Source organism: Micromonospora sp. WMMD998 (assembly GCF_029581235.1).
In the GTDB taxonomy this organism is placed as follows: Bacteria; Actinomycetota; Actinomycetes; order Mycobacteriales; family Micromonosporaceae; genus Micromonospora.
In genome coordinates this window covers 6,116,276-6,135,170 of record NZ_CP120740.1, presented here as the reverse complement: position 1 = coordinate 6,135,170, position 18,895 = coordinate 6,116,276, and the positions used below count along the sequence as shown (strand labels likewise).

General features: G+C 72.9%; 15 protein-coding genes. 8 read left to right on the top strand and 7 right to left on the bottom strand.

All coding sequences use genetic code 11. The annotated features are described in order from the left end of the window. The first annotated feature begins 55 nt into the window (after positions 1-55). Entirely contained in the window at positions 56-865 is an 810-nt protein-coding gene (locus O7619_RS27860; RefSeq protein ID WP_282284389.1) for an alpha/beta hydrolase, read from the top strand. Between the two features lie 3 nt (positions 866-868). Here the strand turns inward: O7619_RS27860 and O7619_RS27855 are convergent, their stop codons facing one another. From O7619_RS27855 to mce, 5 genes are all read right to left on the bottom strand, one after another. Beyond that, positions 869-1,942: an AI-2E family transporter gene (locus tag O7619_RS27855; protein WP_282288971.1), complete on the bottom strand. Its 1,074-nt coding sequence runs from the start codon at positions 1,940-1,942 to the stop codon at positions 869-871. Positions 1,943-2,629: 687 nt separating this feature from the next. Further along, positions 2,630-4,624, bottom strand: a complete 1,995-nt coding sequence (locus O7619_RS27850; protein WP_282284388.1) for a hypothetical protein — start codon at positions 4,622-4,624, stop codon at positions 2,630-2,632. Between the two features lie 171 nt (positions 4,625-4,795). Next, complete coding sequence (locus O7619_RS27845) at positions 4,796-6,049, bottom strand: DivIVA domain-containing protein (protein WP_282284387.1); 1,254 nt, start codon at positions 6,047-6,049, stop codon at positions 4,796-4,798. A gap of 276 nt (positions 6,050-6,325) precedes the next feature. Continuing rightward, the gene (ccrA, locus tag O7619_RS27840) at positions 6,326-7,681 is read right to left on the bottom strand and encodes a crotonyl-CoA carboxylase/reductase (protein WP_282284385.1); all 1,356 of its coding nucleotides are present in this window, start codon (positions 7,679-7,681) and stop codon (positions 6,326-6,328) included. 250 nt (positions 7,682-7,931) lie between these two features. Beyond that, entirely contained in the window at positions 7,932-8,396 is a 465-nt protein-coding gene (mce, locus tag O7619_RS27835) for a methylmalonyl-CoA epimerase (protein WP_282284384.1), read from the bottom strand. Between the two features lie 62 nt (positions 8,397-8,458). Here mce and O7619_RS27830 point away from each other — a divergent pair, with 62 nt between their 5' ends. From O7619_RS27830 to O7619_RS27820, 3 genes are all read left to right on the top strand, one after another. Continuing rightward, positions 8,459-9,658, top strand: coding sequence for an acetyl-CoA C-acetyltransferase (locus tag O7619_RS27830; RefSeq protein WP_282284383.1), 1,200 nt, complete (start codon positions 8,459-8,461; stop codon positions 9,656-9,658). Further along, positions 9,655-10,647: a methylmalonyl Co-A mutase-associated GTPase MeaB gene (gene meaB / locus O7619_RS27825; protein WP_282284382.1), complete on the top strand. Its 993-nt coding sequence runs from the start codon at positions 9,655-9,657 to the stop codon at positions 10,645-10,647. The genes O7619_RS27830 and meaB overlap by 4 nt, the downstream gene beginning before the upstream one ends. Positions 10,648-10,730: 83 nt before the next feature. After that, complete coding sequence (locus tag O7619_RS27820) at positions 10,731-11,144, top strand: Asp23/Gls24 family envelope stress response protein (protein WP_282284381.1); 414 nt, start codon at positions 10,731-10,733, stop codon at positions 11,142-11,144. Positions 11,145-11,696: 552 nt separating this feature from the next. Here O7619_RS27820 and O7619_RS27815 read toward each other — a convergent pair. Further along, positions 11,697-12,104 (bottom strand): winged helix-turn-helix domain-containing protein, encoded by a 408-nt coding sequence (locus O7619_RS27815; RefSeq protein WP_282284380.1) that lies wholly within the window; start codon positions 12,102-12,104, stop codon positions 11,697-11,699. Between the two features lie 270 nt (positions 12,105-12,374). On the opposite strand from O7619_RS27815, the gene O7619_RS27810 reads away from it, so the two are divergent. From O7619_RS27810 to O7619_RS27795, 4 genes are all read left to right on the top strand, one after another. Continuing rightward, positions 12,375-12,638, top strand: coding sequence for a hypothetical protein (locus tag O7619_RS27810; RefSeq protein ID WP_282284379.1), 264 nt, complete (start codon positions 12,375-12,377; stop codon positions 12,636-12,638). Between the two features lie 64 nt (positions 12,639-12,702). Continuing rightward, complete coding sequence (locus O7619_RS27805; RefSeq protein WP_282284378.1) at positions 12,703-14,391, top strand: methylmalonyl-CoA mutase family protein; 1,689 nt, start codon at positions 12,703-12,705, stop codon at positions 14,389-14,391. Between the two features lie 138 nt (positions 14,392-14,529). Next, positions 14,530-15,447, top strand: coding sequence for a tetratricopeptide repeat protein (locus O7619_RS27800; protein WP_282284377.1), 918 nt, complete (start codon positions 14,530-14,532; stop codon positions 15,445-15,447). 65 nt (positions 15,448-15,512) lie between these two features. After that, on the top strand, positions 15,513-16,811 hold the full coding sequence (locus O7619_RS27795; protein ID WP_348774340.1) for an arginase family protein: 1,299 nt from the start codon (positions 15,513-15,515) through the stop codon (positions 16,809-16,811). A 54-nt stretch (positions 16,812-16,865) separates the two neighbouring features. Here the strand turns inward: O7619_RS27795 and O7619_RS27790 are convergent, their stop codons facing one another. Continuing rightward, entirely contained in the window at positions 16,866-18,827 is a 1,962-nt protein-coding gene (locus O7619_RS27790) for a penicillin-binding transpeptidase domain-containing protein (protein ID WP_282284376.1), read from the bottom strand. Positions 18,828-18,895: the final 68 nt, after the last annotated feature.

Below are 18,895 nucleotides of genomic sequence, written 5' to 3'. Positions count from 1 at the left end.
CACCGGGTTCCGGCCCCGGCGGGCGGCGCGACCGGCGACGCGGGAGACTGGGACGGTGAGCACTCCGATCCGCGCCTCGTCGATCCTGCCCGGCCGCCGGGAAGACATCGAGCTGCACACCGCCGACGGGCTGACGCTCGTCGGCGAGCTGGCCCGGCCGCTGGACCGCGCGCCGGTCGGCACCCTGGTCTGCCTGCACCCGCTGCCCACCCACGGCGGGATGATGGACAGCCACGTGTTCCGCAAGGCGGCCTGGCGGCTGCCCGCGCTGGCCGACCTGGCCGTGCTCCGGTTCAACACCCGCGGCACCAGCAGCGTCCGTGGCACCAGCGAAGGGGCGTTCGACAACGCCGTCGACGAGCGGTTCGACGTGGCCGCCGCGATCGAGTACGCCGAATTCCACGAGCTGCCGAACATCTGGCTGGTGGGCTGGTCCTTCGGCACCGACCTGGCGTTGAAGCACGGCTGCGACCCGGCGGTGGCCGGCGCGATCCTGCTCTCCCCGCCGTTGCGCTACTCCGCCCCGGAAGACCTCCAGGTCTGGGCCGACTCGGGCCGGCCGCTCACCGCCCTGGTCCCGGAGTTCGACGACTACCTGCGCCCCGAGGAGGCCCGGCGGCGGTTCGCCGCGATCCCGCAGGCCGAGGTGGTCGGCGTGGACGGCGCCAAGCACCTCTGGGTCGGCGACGCGGAGAAGGTGCTCGACGAGATCGTCCGGCGGGTCGCCCCGGCCGTGCCGCTGCCGCTGCCGACCACCTGGGACGGCCCGATGGAGACCGGCGACGTCAGCGCGTACGCCGACCGCACGGTGGCCGCGTTCGCCGACACCCCGGTCCCCGGGCCGGAGCAGCGGAACGCCGGGTAACCGTCAGCGCGCGTCCTGCCGGGGCAGCACCACCTCGCGGAGGATCAACTGCAACGCGGCCACCGTGGGGATCGCGATCAGCGCGCCCACCACGCCCAGCAGCGACACCCCGAGCAGCGCGGCGAGCAGCGCGGCCACCTCGTTCACCGACACCGCCCGGCGCATGATCTTCGGGTAGATCAGGTAGTTTTCCACCTGCTGGTAGACCACGAAGAACACCAGGCAGGCGATGCCCACCGGCAGGTCGGTGGCGAGGCCGACCAGCGTCACCACCACCGCGCCCAGGGTCGCCCCGATCTGCGGGATCAGGTCGGTCACCGCGACCACCACCGCCAGGGCGAACGGGTACGGCAGGTCGACCACCATCGCGAACACGAACGTGCTCGCCCCGGCAAGCACGGCGATGGCAAGCGCGCCGACCATGTACGCGCCGACCCGGGTCAGGATCTCGTCGCCGATCAGCCGCACCCGTTCCCGGCGGGAGCGCGGCACCAGCGCGTACCCGAGGTTGCGCAGCTTGTCGAAGTAGGCCAGGAAGTAGATCGTCAGCACCAGCACGGTCAGCACCCGGAAGAGCGTGCCGAAGATCAACTGCGCGCCGCCCAGCACGCCGCCGAGCGCCCGGGCGATCGTGTCGGCGTTCGCCGCCGACCGGACCCGCTCCATCACGTCGTACCGGACCACGAGATCGTTCACCGTGGGGTTGCGCCGCAGGTCCTCGACGTAGCCGGGCAGTTGCTGGATGAACTGCCCGGACTGCGTCACCACCGGGGGCACCAGCGCCAGCAGCCCGCCGACGATGAGCAGCACCACGGTCAGCGACACCACCGCCACGGCCAGCCCGTGCGGCAGGCCCCAACCACGCAATCGGACCACCGCCGGGTACAGGCCCACCGCGAGGAAGAGCGCGATCACCACCAGCACCAGGATGCCGGCCGCGTTCCGCACGCCCAGGAACACCGCGTACGCCAGCAGCACGCCGAGCGCCCCGGTGAAGCCGACCAGGAAGCTGTTGCGTCGCAGTGGTCGCCCGGGCACCCCGAACCGCCCCGACGGCTCGAACTCGCCCGGCTCGATGTCGGTGGCGTCGCCGCCCGCGGTCGCGGCGTCACCGATGGGCGCGCTCGCGGGCCTGCCGGTGCCGCGCCCGGTGTCGGTACGTCCGGTGTCGCTGCTCCCGGTCGGGGCGGCCGGGTCGGGTCCGGTTGGGGCGGCCGGGTCGGTTCCGGTGTGGGCGGCCGGGCCGGGTCGGGGCTGGGCGGCCCCGGGTCCGGTGTGGGCGTCGCGGGTCGTGCCGGAACCCGGAGGTCGGGCGGGAGCGCCGTCCCCCGGGGCGGCGGCGCCGGGCGGTGCCGGCGTGTCGTGCTGGCCGGTGAACTCCGGCTCCGGGCGTAGCGCCTCGAACGGGTCGTCGTCCGGGGCTGCGGATCCCGCCTGCGACACCCGTGCCCTCCCGGCTACCCGTTGCCCCGCTCGGCGCGTCGGAGCGACTCGTGACGGGCCGCGCCTCGCTGACGCCGAAGCCCTCCTGCCCGCAGGGTAGCCGCCACCGATCGCGCCGGCCATCCCTCCGCTGCTCCGCGTTCCCACCGCCGGGTGGACGGGTGTGCGCCGTCCGCATCGCCTCGACATTGCCGTGGCCTGCCGGCGGCGCCAGCTCGGCGATGTGGTGCGGTCGGCGCGTGCCGGATACCGCCGTTTCGCCGAGCTGGCATTGATCTTGGCTCGGCGAAACGTGACCGGTGACGGGTGGCTTTGTGGCGGTCAGTCCTTGTCGACGGTGACCGCGCTCGGCTTGGCGCTACGCTCGTCGGTGGTGGGCTTGGTCGGGCGCTTGCCGTTCTCGCCGGTGCTGGTGATCTTCGTGGGGGTGGCGCCCCGGCCGCCCTCGCCCGGTACGGCGGCCACGGTGGGCTCCCCGTCGACGCTCGCGCCGGCGGCCGAGTCCATCGTGGTCACCGGCTCGGCGATCGGCTTCGCCTGCCCGGCCTCCGCCGGCTCGCCGCTCGGTCGGTGCCCGCCGTTGTCCGGGCCGGCGCCGTTGGTGGTCACCGCGGCCGTGCCCTTCGCCGTGCCGCTGCCCACCAGGGCCCCGTTGGTCGCGGTGGCGAGGTCGCCCGGGTCGACCGGGGTGGCCGAGATGCCCGCCGACTCGGCGTCCCGACGCAGCGTCGTGAGCCGGTTCTGCAGGTCGTCGGACTCCTGCCGGGACTTCCACGTCTCGGTGCGCAGGTCGGCCAGCTCCTGCTGCGCCTTGGCGATCTCCAGCATCACCCCGGCGAGCTGTTGCCGGCCCGCGGCGACCTCCTGCTGGGTGGCGGCGAGGTGCTGCTGGGTGGTGGCCAGGTGCTGCTGGGTCGTGGCCGCGTACTCCTCGAACTGGCGGCGCGAGGCCGCGACGTGCTCGTCGGCCCGGCGGCGCTGCTCGGCGGCGTCCGCCTCGGCGCGGCGCAGCAGCTCGGCGGCCTCCAGCTCGGCCTGCTGCCGCATGGTGAGCGCGTCTTCCTCGGCGGCCTGCCGGATGCTCGCGGCGTTCCGCTCGATCTCGTCCCGCCGGGTCGTGTACGCCTGCTCCAGCTCCTCGTGCCGGGCGGTGTGCTGCTTGTCCAGCTCGTCGCGGCGCTTGGCGAACTCCTGCTCGGCGGCGGCCCGGTGCTGGGCCAGCTCCTTCTCCGCCTTCTCCCGCTGCCCGGCGACCTCCTTCTCCACCCCGGCCCGCCAGGCGCCCAGTTCCTGCTGGGTCTGGGCGCGGGACTGCTGCACGTACGCCTCGGTCTCGGTGCGCATCCGCTGCACGTACGCGTCGACCTCGGCGCGGTTGCGTTTGCCGGCCTCGGCGGCGTCGGCGGTGAGCCGGTTGGCCTCGGTGCGGGCCCGGCCGCGGGTGCCCTTGGCCGCCTCCTCCGCGTCGTCCACGATCTTCTTGGCCTCGGCCAGCGCCTTGGCGTGGGTGGCCCGGCCGGCCTCGGCGGCGGCGTCGGTGAGCCGCTTCGCCTCCTGCTGGCCCTTGGCGTGCACCTCCTTGGCCGCCTCGCGCAGTTGATTCGCTTCCTGCTGCGCCTTGGCCACCGCCTCCTTGGCCGCCTCGCGCAGCCGGGCGGCCTCCTGCTGGGCCCGGGAGTGGATCTCCTTGGCGGTGTCCCGTAGCTGGGTGGCTTCCTGCTGCGCCTTGGCCAGCGCGTCCTGGGCCGTCCGGCGCAGCTTCTCGGCCTCGTCCTGGGCGGCCGTACGCAGCTTCGTGGACTCGTCCTTGGCGGCCTTCAGAGTGGCCTCCGCCTCGGCCTTGCGGGCGGCGGTGTGCCGCTCCTCCTCGGCCCGGCGGGCGGCGAGCGCGATCTCGAAGTCCTTGAAGGCGTGCGCGGCCTGCTCCCGCGCCTCCTCGACGATGTGCTCGGCGGCGGCCCGGCGGGCCTCGATCTCCTCGTTGGCGGCGGCGAGGATGTCCTCGGCCTGCTCCTCGGCCATGGTAAGGATCTGCTCGACCCGGGGACCGAGGTGCCGGAACGAGGCGCGGTCGACCACGCCCACCTGCTTGCGCACCTGGGCGAGGTCGCGCTGAAGCACCTCGACCTGACCCGCCAGCTTGTGGATCTGGGTGTACGCCTGCTCCCGCTCGGTGGTCAGCGCCGCGATCTCGTGTTCCGCGCGGGCGACATAGCGGTCGACCTGCCGTTTCTCATATCCCCGCAGCGCGGACTCGAAGCTGGGTTCCGTGGTCACGTCCCCGCCGAGCGCGAACAGTTCCTCGCCGTGCGACATGCCTCCATCCTCACACGCATCCGGCTCTGCGGGGGCGATACGGACGCCCCTTCTGGGACCTACTTCACCCTCGTGGCGAAACGGGCCGGGGAAAGCATGACGGCGCGGGGTGGCACCGGTAACCCGGTGTCACCCCGCGCCGTGGCCCATGCCCCGTCAGCGGTTGGTGGCTCAGCCGGCCGACTCGGCCGTCACCTTCTGGCCGGCGGCGTCGGCCTTCGGCGTCTCGCCCTTGTTGCCGCCCGCCGGCACGCCCGGCACGATGCCGGCCAGGCCGGAGAGCATCTGCCCGAGCTGCGAGGTGACCGCGTCCTTCTGGCGGGTCAGGTCCTCGACCTCGCGGCGGGCCGCCTGTGTGGTCAGCTCGGCCTCGGTGCGGGCCTCGTTGAGCACCCGCTGCGACTCGGCCCGCGCCTCGTTCAGCGTCTTGTCGGCAAGCGCCTTGGCCTTGTCGACCGTGTCGTTGGCGGTGCGCTCGGACTCGACCCGACGGGCCTCGGCCCGCTGCTCGATCTCCTTCGCCCGCTCCTGGGCGGCACGGGCCCGCTGCTCGGCCTCGTTGACCATCTTCTGGGTCTGGGAGACCTGCGCGGCGTGTCGTGCCGACTCCTCGCGCTCGGCCTTCTCGCGCCGCTCGGCGAGCTGGAGCTCCAGGGCCTGGAGGTCCTTGTCGCGCTTGTCGCGCGCGTCGGTGAGCAGCTTGGTCGCCTCGGCCCGCTTCTCCTCGGCCTCCCGGGCGGCCTTGGCGCGCTGCTGGGTGATCTCCCGCTCGGCGGTGGCGCGCAGGGTGGCGACCTCCCGCTCGACCGTCGACTTCAGCTCGGCCACCTCGTGCGCGGTGACCGTACGGAGCTGCTTGGTCTCCCGGTCCGCGTCGGCGCGCAGGGTGTCCGCCTCCCGGCGGGCCTGGACGCGGACCTCGGCGGCCTCACGCTCGGCGGCGGTGCGGACGCTGCCGGCCTCGCGCTCGGCGGTGGCCTTCATGGCGGCGGCCTCGGCGCGCGCCTTGTCCGTGATCTCCCGGGCCTCGAGGCGGGCGGCGGAGAGGATGCCCTCCGACTCGCGCTTGGCCTCGTTGCGGTGGTCGTTCGCCTGCTCCTCGGCCAGCCGGAGGATCTGCTCGACGCGGGTGCCCAGACCGGAGAGGGTCGGCCGGCTGTTCTCCTCGAGCTGCTTGTTGGTCTCGGTGAGCTTCTGCTCGAGCGCGCCCTGGCGCTGCTCGGCCTGCCGGAGGCGGCGCTGGGCGTCGTTCATCCGCTGCTCGGCCTCGGCACGGGCCTGCTCGGACTGGCTCAGTGCGGCGGTCAGCCGGCCGATGAAGTCGTCGACCTGGTTGGTGTTGTATCCGCGCAGGCCAACAGTGAAATCGGGCTGTGAGTTCGCGTTATCGAAGAACGCAAGAGGGGAGGACTGCTGCTGGGGCATTGGGACATACTCGCAGACGCCCCAGGGTGGTTCGCAAGAGTGGTCGGCACCTTTCGCGTCCTCTTTACATGGTCAACTCCTTCGACCGGGCTGACCGGGCCGAACGGCGATCTTGGCAGCTCCCGGGCGGGGCGGGCGGCGGTGGGGCGGTGACGGGAAAGGGCCACGGGTCGACGCCCGTGGCCCTTTGTCATCACGTCTGTCTTCACGACTGTCCCGACGACAGTCGAATGGCGTCACGGTCGGCCGGAAAGGCAATCCGGCACAACCGTACGGTCAGTGCCCGCGGAACCGGTTGATCGCGCTTTCGTGCCGCGACCGCAGCGCGGTGTCGCGGACGCCGAGCCCGTCGGTCGGGGCCAGGCAGCGTACGCCCACCTTGCCCTGGTGCGCGTTGCGGTGCACCTCGTACGCGGCCTGGCCGGTCTGCTCCAGCGGATAGGTCCTCGACACGGTCGGGTGCACCTTGCCGAGCGCCACCAGCCGGTTGGCCTGCCACGCCTCGTGGTAGTTGGCGAAGTGGCTGCCGACGATGCGCTTGAGGTGCATCCACAGGTAGCGGTTGTCGTACTGGTGCAGGTAGCCGCTGGTGGAGGCGCAGGTGACGATCGTGCCGCCCTTCTTGGCGACGTACACGCTGGCGCCGAAGGTCTCCCGGCCCGGGTGCTCGAACACGATGTCCGGGTCCTCGCCGCCGGTCAGCTCGCGGATCCGTTCGCCGAAGCGACGCCACTCGTCCTGGTCCTGCGTCTGCTCGTCGGACCAGAACCGGAAGCCCTCGGCGGTGCGGTCGATGACCAGCTCGGCGCCCATCTTCCGGCACAGCTCGGCCTTCTCCGGCGAGGAGACCACGCAGACCGGGATCGCCCCGCCGCCCAGCGCCATCTGGGTGGCGTAGCCGCCCAGCCCGCCGGACGCGCCCCAGATCAGCACCACGTCGCCCTGCTTCATGTTGGCCCCGTGGTGCGAGACGAGCTGCCGGTAGGCGGTGGAGTTGACCAGCCCGGGGCTGGCCGCCTCCTCCCAGCTCAGGTGGCGCGGCTTCGGCATCAGTTGGTTGGCCTTGACCACGGCCAGTTCGGCGAGGCCGCCGAAGTTGGTCTCGAAGCCCCAGATCCGCTGCTGCGGGTCGAGCATCGTGTCGTCGTGGCCGGCGGCGTCCTCCAGCTCGACCGACAGGCAGTGCGCCACCACCTCGTCGCCGACCTTCCACTTCGTCACTCCGGGCCCGGTCCGCAGCACCACGCCGGCCGCGTCCGACCCGACCACGTGGTACGGCAGGTCGTGTCGGCGGGTCAGCTCGGAGAGCCGGCCGTAGCGCCTGAGGAACGTGAACGTGGGCAGCGGCTCGAAGATGCTCGTCCACACCGTGTTGTAGTTGATCGCGCTGGCCATCACCGCGACAAGCGCCTCGCCCGGGCCCAGCTCGGGGGTGGGCACCTCCTGGACGTGCAGCGCCTTCCGCGGGTCCTTGTCCCGGGTGGCCAGGCCGTCGAACATGTGGGTGTCCTCGGCGCGGACCACCACGCCGCGGTAGCTCTCCGGCACCGGCAGGCCGGCGAGGCCGGCGAGGTCCCGCTCCGGCTGCGCCGAGCCCTCCGCCGTCATGATCGCATCAAGGATGTCCTGCACGGTGACCTCCCGTTCGTCAGCACCCGCACCGGGGCAGGGGTGCTGCCATCGTCGGCGCGGTGCGACGGGACCGCCATGTCGACGGTCGACACATCCGGCACCGGACGCGCTCCTGTGCGGCGGGACGTTACTAAACGGTAGCTAAGGTCGGAAGCCCAGTGTGAAAAACTGCATCGGCCGATGCGCGACAGGTGTGAGGAGGGGGCCCTTCTTAACAGACGTCTGTTAAGAAGGGCCCCCTCCTTGCACCTCAGGCGGGCTGGACCAACTCGATCAGCACGCCGCCGGCGTCCTTCGGGTGCACGAAGTTGACCCGGGAGTCCGACGTCCCGCGCCGCGGGGTCTCGTAGAGCAGCCGGACCCCGCGCTCCCGCAACGCCGCGCACGTCGCGTCGATGTCCGCCACCGTGTACGCGACCTGCTGGATGCCCGGCCCGCGCTTGTCGAGGAACTTGCCGATCGTCGAGTCGGGCGAGAGCGGGGCGAGCAACTGCACCATGCCGCCGGAGGCGTCCGGGCCGACCGCCAGCATCGCCTCGCGTACGCCCTGTTCCTCGTTCGTCTCGGTGTGCACGCAGCGCATGCCGAAGGTGCGCTGGTAGAAGTCGATCGCGGCGTCCAGGTCCGCGACAGCGATCCCGACGTGGTCGATGCGGCGCAGACCGATGTCTGTGACAAACTCGGCAGCGGGCTCGACGGAGGAGTTCTCAGCCATGACGCTAGTCTGACCGAACAATCGTTAAGGCGTACAGGTCGGCACCCCCCTCGGAGGCAGGCATGGCTTCGGTGATCGTCAGCGGCGCGCGGACCCCGATGGGCCGCCTGCTGGGCAACCTCAAGGACCTTCCGGCGACCAGGCTCGGCGGCATCGCGATCAAGGCGGCGCTGGAACGCGCCGGCGTGGCACCGGACCAGGTGCAGTACGTGATCATGGGTCAGGTGCTCCAGGCGGGCGCCGGGCAGATCCCGGCCCGGCAGGCCGCCGTCGACGCGGGCATCCCGATGTCCACCCCGGCGCTCACCATCAACAAGGTCTGCCTCTCCGGCCTCGACGCCATCGCGCTTGCCGACCAGCTCATCCGGGCCGGCGAGTTCGACATCGTGGTGGCCGGCGGCATGGAGTCCATGACCAACGCCCCGCACCTGCTGCTCGGGCAGCGCGCCGGCTACAAGTACGGCAACGTGACGGTGAAGGACCACATGGCCCTCGACGGGCTCACCGACGTCTGGGACTGCTGCTCGATGGGCGAGTCCACCGAGCGCCACGGCGCGCGGCACGGCATCACCCGCGAGGAGCAGGACGCCTTCGCCGCCGCAAGCCACCAGCGCGCCGCCGCCGCCCAGAAGAACGGCCACTTCGCCGACGAGATCACCCCGGTGGTCATTCCGCAGCGCAAGGGCGATCCGCTGGTGATCGACGAGGACGAGGGCATCCGGCCGGACACCACGGCCGAGTCGCTCGGCCGGCTACGTCCCGCGTTCGCGAAGGACGGCACGATCACCGCGGGCAGCGCCTCGCCGATCTCCGACGGCGCCGCCGCGGTGGTCGTGATGAGCAAGGCCAAGGCGACGGAGCTGGGGCTCACCTGGTTGGCCGAGGTCGGCGCGCACGGCAACGTGGCCGGGCCGGACAACTCCCTGCACTCGCAGCCCTCCAACGCGATCAACCACGCCCTCAGGAAGGGCGGTCTGAGCCTCGACGACCTCGACCTCATCGAGATCAACGAGGCGTTCGCCGCGGTCGGCATCCAGTCCACCCGCGACCTCGGGATCAGCGCGGACAAGGTCAACGTCAACGGCGGGGCGATCGCGCTCGGCCACCCGATCGGCATGTCCGGCGCCCGGCTGGTGCTCACGCTGGCGCTGGAGCTGAAGCGGCGGGGCGGCGGCACCGGCGCGGCTGCGCTCTGTGGCGGCGGCGGCCAGGGCGACGCGCTGATCATCCACGTGCCGACGGGCGGCGAGTCCGACGCGTGAGTGACGTGAACATCGCGTCCACCGGTCCGGTGCGACGCAGCCGGGACGTACCCCTGCTGGTCGAGCGGGCCCGCGCGGGCGACCCCCGCGCGGTGGCCCGGCTGATCACCCTGGTCGAGTCCGGCGACGAGACGCTGCCCCAGGTCGCGGCGGCGCTGGCACCCTTCGCCGGGCACGCCCAGGTGGTCGGCCTGACCGGTTCGCCGGGCGTGGGCAAGTCGACCACCACGAACGAGCTGGTACGCGCGCTACGCGCCCGCGGCCACCGGGTCGGCGTGCTGGCCATCGATCCGTCCAGCCCGTTCACCGGCGGGGCGATCCTCGGCGACCGGGTCCGGATGCAGGACCACGCCACCGACCCCGGCGTCTACATCCGCTCTATGTCCAGCCGGGGCCACCTCGGCGGGCTCTCCGCCGCCACCCCCCAGGCGGTACGTGTGCTGGAAGGCGCCGGCTGCGACGTGGTCCTCGTCGAGACCGTCGGGGTCGGGCAGGCCGAGGTGGAGGTGGCCTCGCTCGCGGACACCACGCTCGTGCTGCTCGCCCCCGGGATGGGTGACGCGATCCAGGCGGTGAAGGCCGGCATCCTGGAGATCGCCGACGTCTTCGTGGTCAACAAGGCCGACCGGGACGGCGTGGACGCCACCGTCCGCGACATCCAGGGCATGATCGCGCTCGGCGAGCGCGGGCCGGGCGAGTGGCGCCCGCAGGTGGTGCGCGCGATCGCCGCCCGCGCCGAGGGCATCGACGACATCGCCGCCGCGATCGACAAGCACCGCGACTGGCTGGAGCGCCACGACGAGCTGCGTCGCCGCCGGGAGGCGCGGGCCGCCGCCGAGATCGAGGCCATCGCGCTGGGCGCCCTGCGGGACCGGATCGGCTCCCTGCGCGACGGTACGCAGCTCCCGACGCTCGCCGCCAAGGTGGCCCAGGGGGCCCTCGATCCGTACGCCGCGGCGGACGAGTTATTGGCCCAGCTCGGCACCTGACGACCCGACTCCATGATCGACGGTCGGGGGTGGGGCTTGTACGCTCCCGGGGTCGGGTTGGGCGAGGGTGATGGGGAGCAGGCGTGGAGCACGAGGCTACGCAGGAGCTGTCGTTGACGCCGGACGCGACGGCGGGCGGGACGACGCACGTCGCCGACGAGGTGGTGGAGAAGATCGCGGTGGCCGCCGCGAAGTCGGTGCCCGGCGTGGCCGAGCTGGGCGGTGACGTCGCCCGCTTCTTCAACGCCGTGTTCGACCGGGTCGGGCTGGACCAGCTCGGCGACGCCCGTCGCGGCTGTTCGGCGCACGTCACCAACGGCGCGGCCGTGGTCAACCTGGTCATCGTGATCGACGGCGGGCACCCGGTCCCGCAGGTCACCGACGCGGTGCGGGGCGCGGTCACCTCGGCCGTCGAGGCGTACGGGCTGCGCGTCGACGAGATCAACATCCGGGTGGACGACGTGGCGATCGGCAACCCGAGCACGCCCCTCGGTTGATTCCGCCCTCGGTTGGCTGCGCCCTCGGTTGGCTGTGCCCGACGAACGACGCTCCGACCGGTGGGTGGGTTCGCGTTGCCTAGGAACTTGATGACGTAGGTGGATCGACCGGACCGGCTGCCCACCGTCATTCCCCCGGGGGCGGGTCGGTGGCAGTGAGGCACGGGTGGAACGCCATGGGTGTCTCAGGGCCTCGCAGACACCCATGACGTTCCAGTTGCGGCCGATCCGGGCCATGGGTGGAACGCTGTGGGTGCCTCGGGCCGCCGAACGGACATCCGTGCTCACCGGGGCGACGCGGCGGCGGGGGCTGACTCGACTCCGCCCGCAGCTCGACGGGCGCACAGCCTTGCGATGATCAACACCGGTACGCCGAAGTGGTGGTGTCGCGTGGGCAGGGATGCCGCCATGTCGGCGTAGTGCAGGGCGGTAGGTCGTGGGATGCCGCGACTTCGGGTGAACTGGCGTCGGTGCGAGGCGTCGCACCCCTCCGCGCTCCGCCGACCGGGGTGACGGCCCGGGGCATCGGACCGGTTGGCCGGGACGGGCGGCCTAGGGGCGGATCAGCTCGACCTCGTCGCCCGCGAGCAGCTCCACCTCGCCCGTCGGGTTGCGTACCTCCAGAATCGGTACGCCCTCGTCGAGCTGCATGGTCCGGCGCTCGTTGCCGGTCGGCATCCGGGCGATGACCGAGCTGCCGGCCCCCAGTTCGACCCGCCGACGCTGCGGCGCTTCCCGAACCCGGGTGCCGAAGGGCCTGCTGGTGGTGACGAGCCCTTCCGACCGCAGCAACGAGATCGCCATACGGACGGCGTCGCGACCGATCTGGTGTTCCTGGCTGAGCCGCGTCTCGCTTCCGACGTTCGCTCCGGCCGCGAGTGCGCCCGACTCGATCTGCTCTCGGAGCAGGTCGGCGAGCTGCACGTAGACCGGAGTGTGCGACCGGGGATCGATAGCCATGCGGTAAGCCTTGTGCCTTCGTGGATGCGACCCAACAAGGCTTTGTTGCTTTGATGGATTGTTGCTACGTTGCCCTCTTGGTATGGTCGCGGTAGCAAGGCGTGCTCGGGCGGTCACCGACGAGTTCGACCCGTTCGTGGACGCTTGCTGCCGAGTTGCCCTGGTGTCGTACTGCGAAGTGACGCTGCGGCGGCAGGGCGGGCGGGTCCGCCGTGCGGGGTGGACGGCCGGACCCGCCCCTCCAGTCCTTCGACGCGAGAGGCGAGCGTGGTGCGGGAACGGTTCGTCATTCATCTGCCCGTCGAGGCCGGCGACCTGGCCGGCGCGGTACGCCTGGCCCGGGTGGTGGCCCGCTGGTCGGGATCGCTCGCCTCGGCGGACCCCGGCGAGACCACCGTGTCGGCCGAGGACGAGCAGGGCGTACGCCATCGGGTCTTCTGCGACCTGCGGATGGCCGGCGGCCGGCGCTGCCGGCTCCGGGCCGACCACGGCGGACCCTGCTCCCGGCTTACCGGTCGGTACGCGGCTCCTTAGCGATCGTTCAGGATGGCGTTCTACACTCGGTGCTCAGTCGAGGACTCGAGGAGGAGCTCCGCGCATGGACGCTGACGAGATCGCCGCCGGCCGGGCCCGCTGGCAGGCCCGCTACGACGCCGCCCGCAAGCGCGACGCGGACTTCACCACGCTCTCCGGCCTGCCGGTCGAACCGGTGTACGGGCCGCCGGAGGGGACGGCGTACCCGGGGTTCGAGCGGATCGGGTGGCCGGGCGAGTTCCCGTACACCCGGGGGTTGCACCCGACCGGCTATCGCGGACGGGCCTGGACCATCCGGCAGTTCGCCGGCTTCGGCAACGCCCGGCAGACGAACGAGCGCTACAAGATGATCCTCGGCGCCGGAGGCGGCGGGCTCTCCGTCGCCTTCGACATGCCGACGCTGATGGGCCGCGACTCGGACGACCCGCAGTCGCTCGGTGAGGTCGGGCACTGCGGCGTGGCGGTCGACTCCGCCGCCGACATGGAGGTGCTCTTCGACGGCATCGACCTGGCCGGCGTCACCACCTCGATGACCATCTCCGGCCCGGCCGTGCCGGTCTTCTGCATGTACCTGGTGGCCGCCGAGCGGCAGGGCGCCGACCTGTCCACGCTCGACGGGACGCTCCAGACGGACATCTTCAAGGAGTACATCGCGCAGAAGGAGTGGCTCTTCGACCCCGAGCCGCACCTGCGCCTGATCGGCGACCTGATGGAATACTGCGCCGCCGAGATCCCGCGCTACAAGCCGCTCTCGGTCTCCGGCTACCACATCCGGGAGGCCGGCTCGACCGCCGCGCAGGAGTTGGCGTACACGCTCGCCGACGGGTTCGGCTATGTCGAGCTGGGACTGTCGCGCGGGCTCGACGTCAACGTCTTCGCCCCCGGGCTCAGCTTCTTCTTCGACTCCCACCTGGACTTCTTCGAGGAGATCGCCAAGTTCCGGGCGGCCCGCCGGATCTGGGCCCGCTGGCTGCGCGACGTCTACGGCGCCACCAGCGAGAAGGCGCAGTGGCTGCGGTTCCACACCCAGACCGCCGGGGTGTCGCTGACCGCCCAGCAGCCGGTCAACAACGTGGTACGCACCGCGGTCGAGGCCCTCGCGGCGGTGCTCGGCGGCACCAACTCGCTGCACACCAACGCGCTCGACGAGACCCTCGCGCTGCCCACCGACGAGTCCGCCGAGATCGCCCTGCGGACCCAGCAGGTGCTGATGGAGGAGACCGGGGTGACGAACGTGGCCGACCCGCTCGGCGGCGCCTGGTACGTGGAGGCGCTCACCGACCGGATCGAGGCCGAGGCGGAGGAGATCTTCGCCCGGATCCGGCAGCTCGGCGGCGACGGCCCGCACCGGATCGGGCCGATGACCTCGGGCATCCTGCGCGGCATCGAGGACGGCTGGTTCACCGGGCACATCGCCGAGTCGGCGTTCGTCTACCAGCAGGCGCTGGAGAAGGGCGACAAGAAGATCGTCGGCGTCAACTGCCACACCGGCACGGTCGCCAAGGAGTTGGAGATCCTGCGCATCTCGCACGAGGTGGAGGTGGAGCAGCGCCGGGTGCTGGCCGAGCGGAAGTCGGGCCGCGACGACGTGGCGGTCACCGCCGCCGTACGCCGGATGGTGGAGGTCGGCCGGACCGGGGAGAACATGATCCCGGCGATGCTCGACGCGGTCCGCGCCGAGGCCACGCTCGGCGAGATCTGCGACGCGCTGCGCGCCGAGTGGGGCGTCTACCGCGAGCCCGCTCGCTTCTAGCGGTAAGGCGGGGGCCCTTCTTAACACACGTGTGTTAAGAAGGGCCCCCGCCTTACACCTCTGAGCAGGGGTGAGAGTCGCAACGTCGACCTCGCGGGTGAACGGTCTTCGGTGCGACACGTGCGAGACTAGACAACCATGAGCGACCCACGGATCACCTCGTCGATCTTCACCCGCGGCGCGGTCGACCTCAGCGCGCTGCGCACCCCCGCACCGGCCGACACCTCTCCCGCCACACCGACACCGGGCGGCCCGCCCGCCGGGCTGCCGGGCAGCCCCGCCGGCTCAGCCGCCGTGCTCGACGTGACCGAGGCGAACATCCAGTCCGAGGTGCTCGAACGCTCGCTCAGCACACCGGTCGTGGTCTTCTTCGGCGCCGCCGGCTACCCGGAGAGCGACCAGTTCGCCCCGGTGCTGGAGCGGCTGGCCGCCGAGGGTGACGGGGCGTGGCTCCTGGCCCGGGTCGACGTGCAGCAGCAGCCCCGGCTCGCGCAGATGTTCCAGCTCCAGACGCTGCCGACCACCTACGCCATCGTCGGCGGGCGGCCGGTCGACGCCTTCCCGGGCGTGGTGCCCGAGCCGCAGTTGCGGCAGTGGATCCAGGCCGTGCTCAAGGCCGCCGGCGTCACGGTGGCCGAGCCGGAGGACCCGCGGCTCGACGCGGCCGACGACGCGCTGATGAGCGGCGACCTCGACGCCGCCGAGGCGGCGTACCGGAAGATCCTCGCCGAGTCACCGGCGGACGCGGCGGCGGAGGCCGGCCTGGCCCAGGTCGGGCTGGCCCGGCGGGTGGCCGGCGCCGACCCGCAGGGTGCGCTCGACGCCGCGGCGGCCGACCCCGACGACGTGGACGCGCAACTGCTGGCCGCCGACATCGAGGTGCTCAGCGGCCTGGCCGAGCAGGCATACAAGCGACTTGTCGCCACCGTCCGCCGGACCGCCGGCGAGGAGCGGGACCGGGTACGCCAGCACCTGATCGGCCTGTTCACCATCGCCGGCCCGGACGACCCCGCCGTGGCCTCCGCCCGACGCGCGTTGGCCAGCGCCTTGTTCTGAACCCGACGTACGCCCGCGCGGGCCGGCGCACCGCCGGCCCGCCCGACCACCGAGGACGGGAGCTCATGATGCGCCGGATCGCCGTCCTCGACGCGCCGACGAACCTCGGGCTGCGCCCGCCCACGGCCAGCTCCGTCCCCGGCTGCGGCAAGGCGCCCGGTGCGCTGCGCGACCACGGGCTGCTCGCCCGGCTGCGCGCCCGCGACGCCGGCTGTCTCACCCCACCCCGGTACGACCCGGGCGACTGGCGCCCGGGCGACGGCGTCTGCCACGCGCCGGAGATCTCCGCGTACTCGGCGGCGCTCGCCGACCGGATCGGCGCGATCATCGACCGGGGTGAGTTCCCGTTGGTGCTCGGCGGGGACTGTTCGGTGCTGCTCGGCTCGGCGCTCGCCATGCACCGGCTCGGCGAGGCGGTCGGCGGGCGGATCGGGTTGGTCTTCGTCGACGGCCACTCCGATTTCCGGCACCCCGGCAACGCCTCGTACGTCGGCGCGGCGGCGGGGGAGGACCTGGCCCTGGTCACCGGGCGGGGGCAGTCCGACCTGGCCGCCATCGAGGGGCGACGGCCCTACTTCCGGGACATCGACGTGGTGGTGCTCGGCATCCGCGCGCAGGACGAATACCGCCTCGACCTCCAGGCCGCCGGCATCACCACCCGGCCGGTGCCGGCGCTGCGTGCCGAGGGCGCGGCCCGGACCGCCCAGTGGGCGCACGAGCAGCTCGTCGACTGCGCCGGCTACTGGGTGCACATCGACGTCGACGTGCTCGACCCGGCGGTGATGCCCGCGGTCGACGCCCCCGACCCGGGCGGCATCGCCTTCGCCGAGCTGGAGATCCTGCTCGCCGGGCTGGTCGACACCCCGCACTGCCTCGGCGTCGAGCTGACCGTCTTCGACCCCGACTACGACCCGGACGGCGCGTACGCGGCGGAGATCGTGAACACGGTGGTGGCCGGGCTCGCCCCGGTGGCCGCCCCGGGCGCCGCGCCGCCCCGGCTGCTGCCGGCCGACCCGGTCGCCCCGACGCCCCGCACGGGCAACGGCCGCCGCGCGGAGCGTGGACCGGCGGCCGTGCCCGCGCCCGCCGTCGCGACGGATCCGATCGGTCCGCCGGAAGCCGCGGCGAACCCGATTGGTACGTCGGCCGTGGCGACGGCTCCGATCGGCACGCCGGCCGTCGCGAACGGGAGCGGCGACCGGACGCCGTCGCCGGGGGAGGAGCCGCGGGAGTGGCTGCCGGAGCCCGGCGAGACGGGACCCGGGCCGGCGGTCGGCCCCGGGCTGCTCCGCCGGGTCGCGGTGCCCGAGGTGGACGCCCCGCCGGCCGGGGAGACGACGCCGGTCACCGACGACACCGCCTGAGCGCGCCCGGTCGGCGCGTGGGGCCGCGCCGGTCGGCGCGTGAGGTCGCCCCGGTCAGCGGGCGAGGCCGCGCAGGAAACGCTCGGCGATCGGCACCGCGCTCGTCGTGCTGGAACCGCCCTGCTCGACGAAGACCGCGAAGGCCACGTCGCCCTGCCAGCCGACGAACCAGGCATGGGTGTGCGCCGGGTTGTTGTCGTATTCCGCGGTGCCGGTCTTGCCGTGCACCGGCTCGCCCGGCACGTCCGCCAGCGCGGCGGCGGTGCCGCCGGTGACCACGCCGCGCATCATCGTCTTGAGCGCCGCCACGGACTCCGGCTTGAGCGCCGGGCCGGCCGGCGCGAGCTTGCCCGGCACCGGATCGACAAGCAGTTGCGGCTGCTGGAAGCTGCCCCGCGCCACGGCCGCGGTGGCGCCGGCCATGGCCAGCGGGCTGACCACTGTGGTGCCCTGGCCGATGGCGGCGGCGGCCTGCTCGGTGGGGCCGCCGTTCGCGGAGATCTTGCCGGTGAACACGTCCGCGCCGAGGTTCCAGTCGGCCTCCAGGCCGAGCGTACGGCCGGCCTGGGCGAGCCCGTCCGCGCCGAGTTGCGGGGCGAGGGAGGTGAAGGCGGTGTTGCAGGACTTGGCGAAGTCGGTGGCGAACGGCACCTTGCCCAGCGCGAAGTTGTCCGAGTTCTTGAAGATCCGGCCGTCGACCTCGGCGGTCTTCGGGCAGTCCACGGTGGTCTGCGGTGTCACCGCGCCCCGGTCGAGCAGGCCGAGCGCGCTGACCATCTTGAACGTCGAGCCGGGCGGCACCTGCGCGGTGAAGGCCAGGTTCTCGCCGGCGGCGCCGGGGCCGTTGGCGGCAGCCAGCACCGTGCCGTCGCTGATCCGCACCGCGACCAGGGCCGAGCGCCGCTTCTGGCCCCGCAACGCGGTGTCGGCGGCGTTCTGGGTGGCCACGTCCAGCGTGGTCTTCACCGGCTGCCCGGGCTTCGGCTCGCTGCGGAAGACCTCGGTGCCGGTGGGCTCGGTGGCACCCTCCGCCGCGGGCCGTTCGGTGATCACGGTGACGCCGGGCGTGCCGCGCAACCGCTCGTCGTAGCGGCCCTGTAGACCGCCGTGGCCGACCAGGTCACCGCGGGCGTACCGGTCGGGGTGGGCCTGGAGGTCGTCGGCCTGCGCCGGGTCGACGGAGCCGAGCAGCGCGCGGGCGAACTCCCGGGTCGGGGCCAACATGAGCGTGTCGGTGGGGAACCGGGTGCCGGGCAGGTCGTAGATGCGGGGTTTGATCTGCCGGTATGCCTCGTCGCGCAGGGTGACCACCTCGACGAGCGCGTCCCGGTCCGCATCCTTGAGGCGTTTGGGCAGGTCACTGAGGTCGACCGGAGGATCGAGCGCGGGCCGGATCGCCTTGAGGGCGGCGTCGAGCTTACGCGCCAGCCCGGGCGCGTCGGTGACCTCACCGGCCGCGACCTGCACCCGGACCACCGGCCGGGGCGCGACGATCGGTTCGCCGGCGGCGTCGAGCACCGCGGCGCGCCCCGCCGGCTCCCGGCGCAACGCGAGGTGGTCGCCGTCGGTCAGCTTCTCGTGCACCACGCCCGGCTCCCAGATCACCTGCCACTGGTCGCCGTCGCCCTTGAGGCGTACCGGATTCTCGTAGGCCCAGCGGGCGCCGCCCGGGAGCGCCCAGGTGAGCCGCACCCGGGCGGTGGCGATGTCGCCGGCGACCGTGATGTCGCCGGTGCGTTCCAGGTCGGGCGGGGTGGCGGCCAGGTCGCCGGAGAGCGCCTTGATCCGCTTGGTCACCTCGGTGGCCGACAGCCGCGCCCCGGTCGGCTCGATGAAGCCGACCGGTTGCAGGTCGCCCGACCGCCAGCCGCTCAGGAAGGCGTCGACGGCGCGCTCCGGCCCGTCCTCGCCGGAGCACCCGGTCACCGCTCCGGCGGCTAGCAGGGCGGCGAGCAGCGCCGGGAGCAGCCGACGGCGGGAGTTGCGGCGGGGGCGTACGGGGTACGACAGGGGCATGAAGCGGTCCCTCCGGTGCGTAACTGATCTGCACGCTAGTACGGGGTGCGGCTGCCCACCGCCCCGCC

Excerpts from the sequence above, each read along its gene's own strand:
- O7619_RS27850 (WP_282284388.1), bottom strand. The coding sequence starts at position 4,624 with ATGTCGCACGGCGAGGAACTGTTCGCGCTCGGCGGGGACGTGACCACG.
- O7619_RS27845 (WP_282284387.1), bottom strand. The coding sequence starts at position 6,049 with ATGCCCCAGCAGCAGTCCTCCCCTCTTGCGTTCTTCGATAACGCGAAC.
- mce (WP_282284384.1), bottom strand. The coding sequence starts at position 8,396 with ATGGCTGAGAACTCCTCCGTCGAGCCCGCTGCCGAGTTTGTCACAGAC.
- O7619_RS27830 (WP_282284383.1), top strand. The coding sequence starts at position 8,459 with ATGGCTTCGGTGATCGTCAGCGGCGCGCGGACCCCGATGGGCCGCCTG.
- O7619_RS27815 (WP_282284380.1), bottom strand. The coding sequence starts at position 12,104 with ATGGCTATCGATCCCCGGTCGCACACTCCGGTCTACGTGCAGCTCGCC.
- O7619_RS27805 (WP_282284378.1), top strand. The coding sequence starts at position 12,703 with ATGGACGCTGACGAGATCGCCGCCGGCCGGGCCCGCTGGCAGGCCCGC.
- O7619_RS27800 (WP_282284377.1), top strand. The coding sequence starts at position 14,530 with ATGAGCGACCCACGGATCACCTCGTCGATCTTCACCCGCGGCGCGGTC.
- O7619_RS27795 (WP_348774340.1), top strand. The coding sequence starts at position 15,513 with ATGATGCGCCGGATCGCCGTCCTCGACGCGCCGACGAACCTCGGGCTG.
- O7619_RS27790 (WP_282284376.1), bottom strand. The coding sequence starts at position 18,827 with ATGCCCCTGTCGTACCCCGTACGCCCCCGCCGCAACTCCCGCCGTCGG.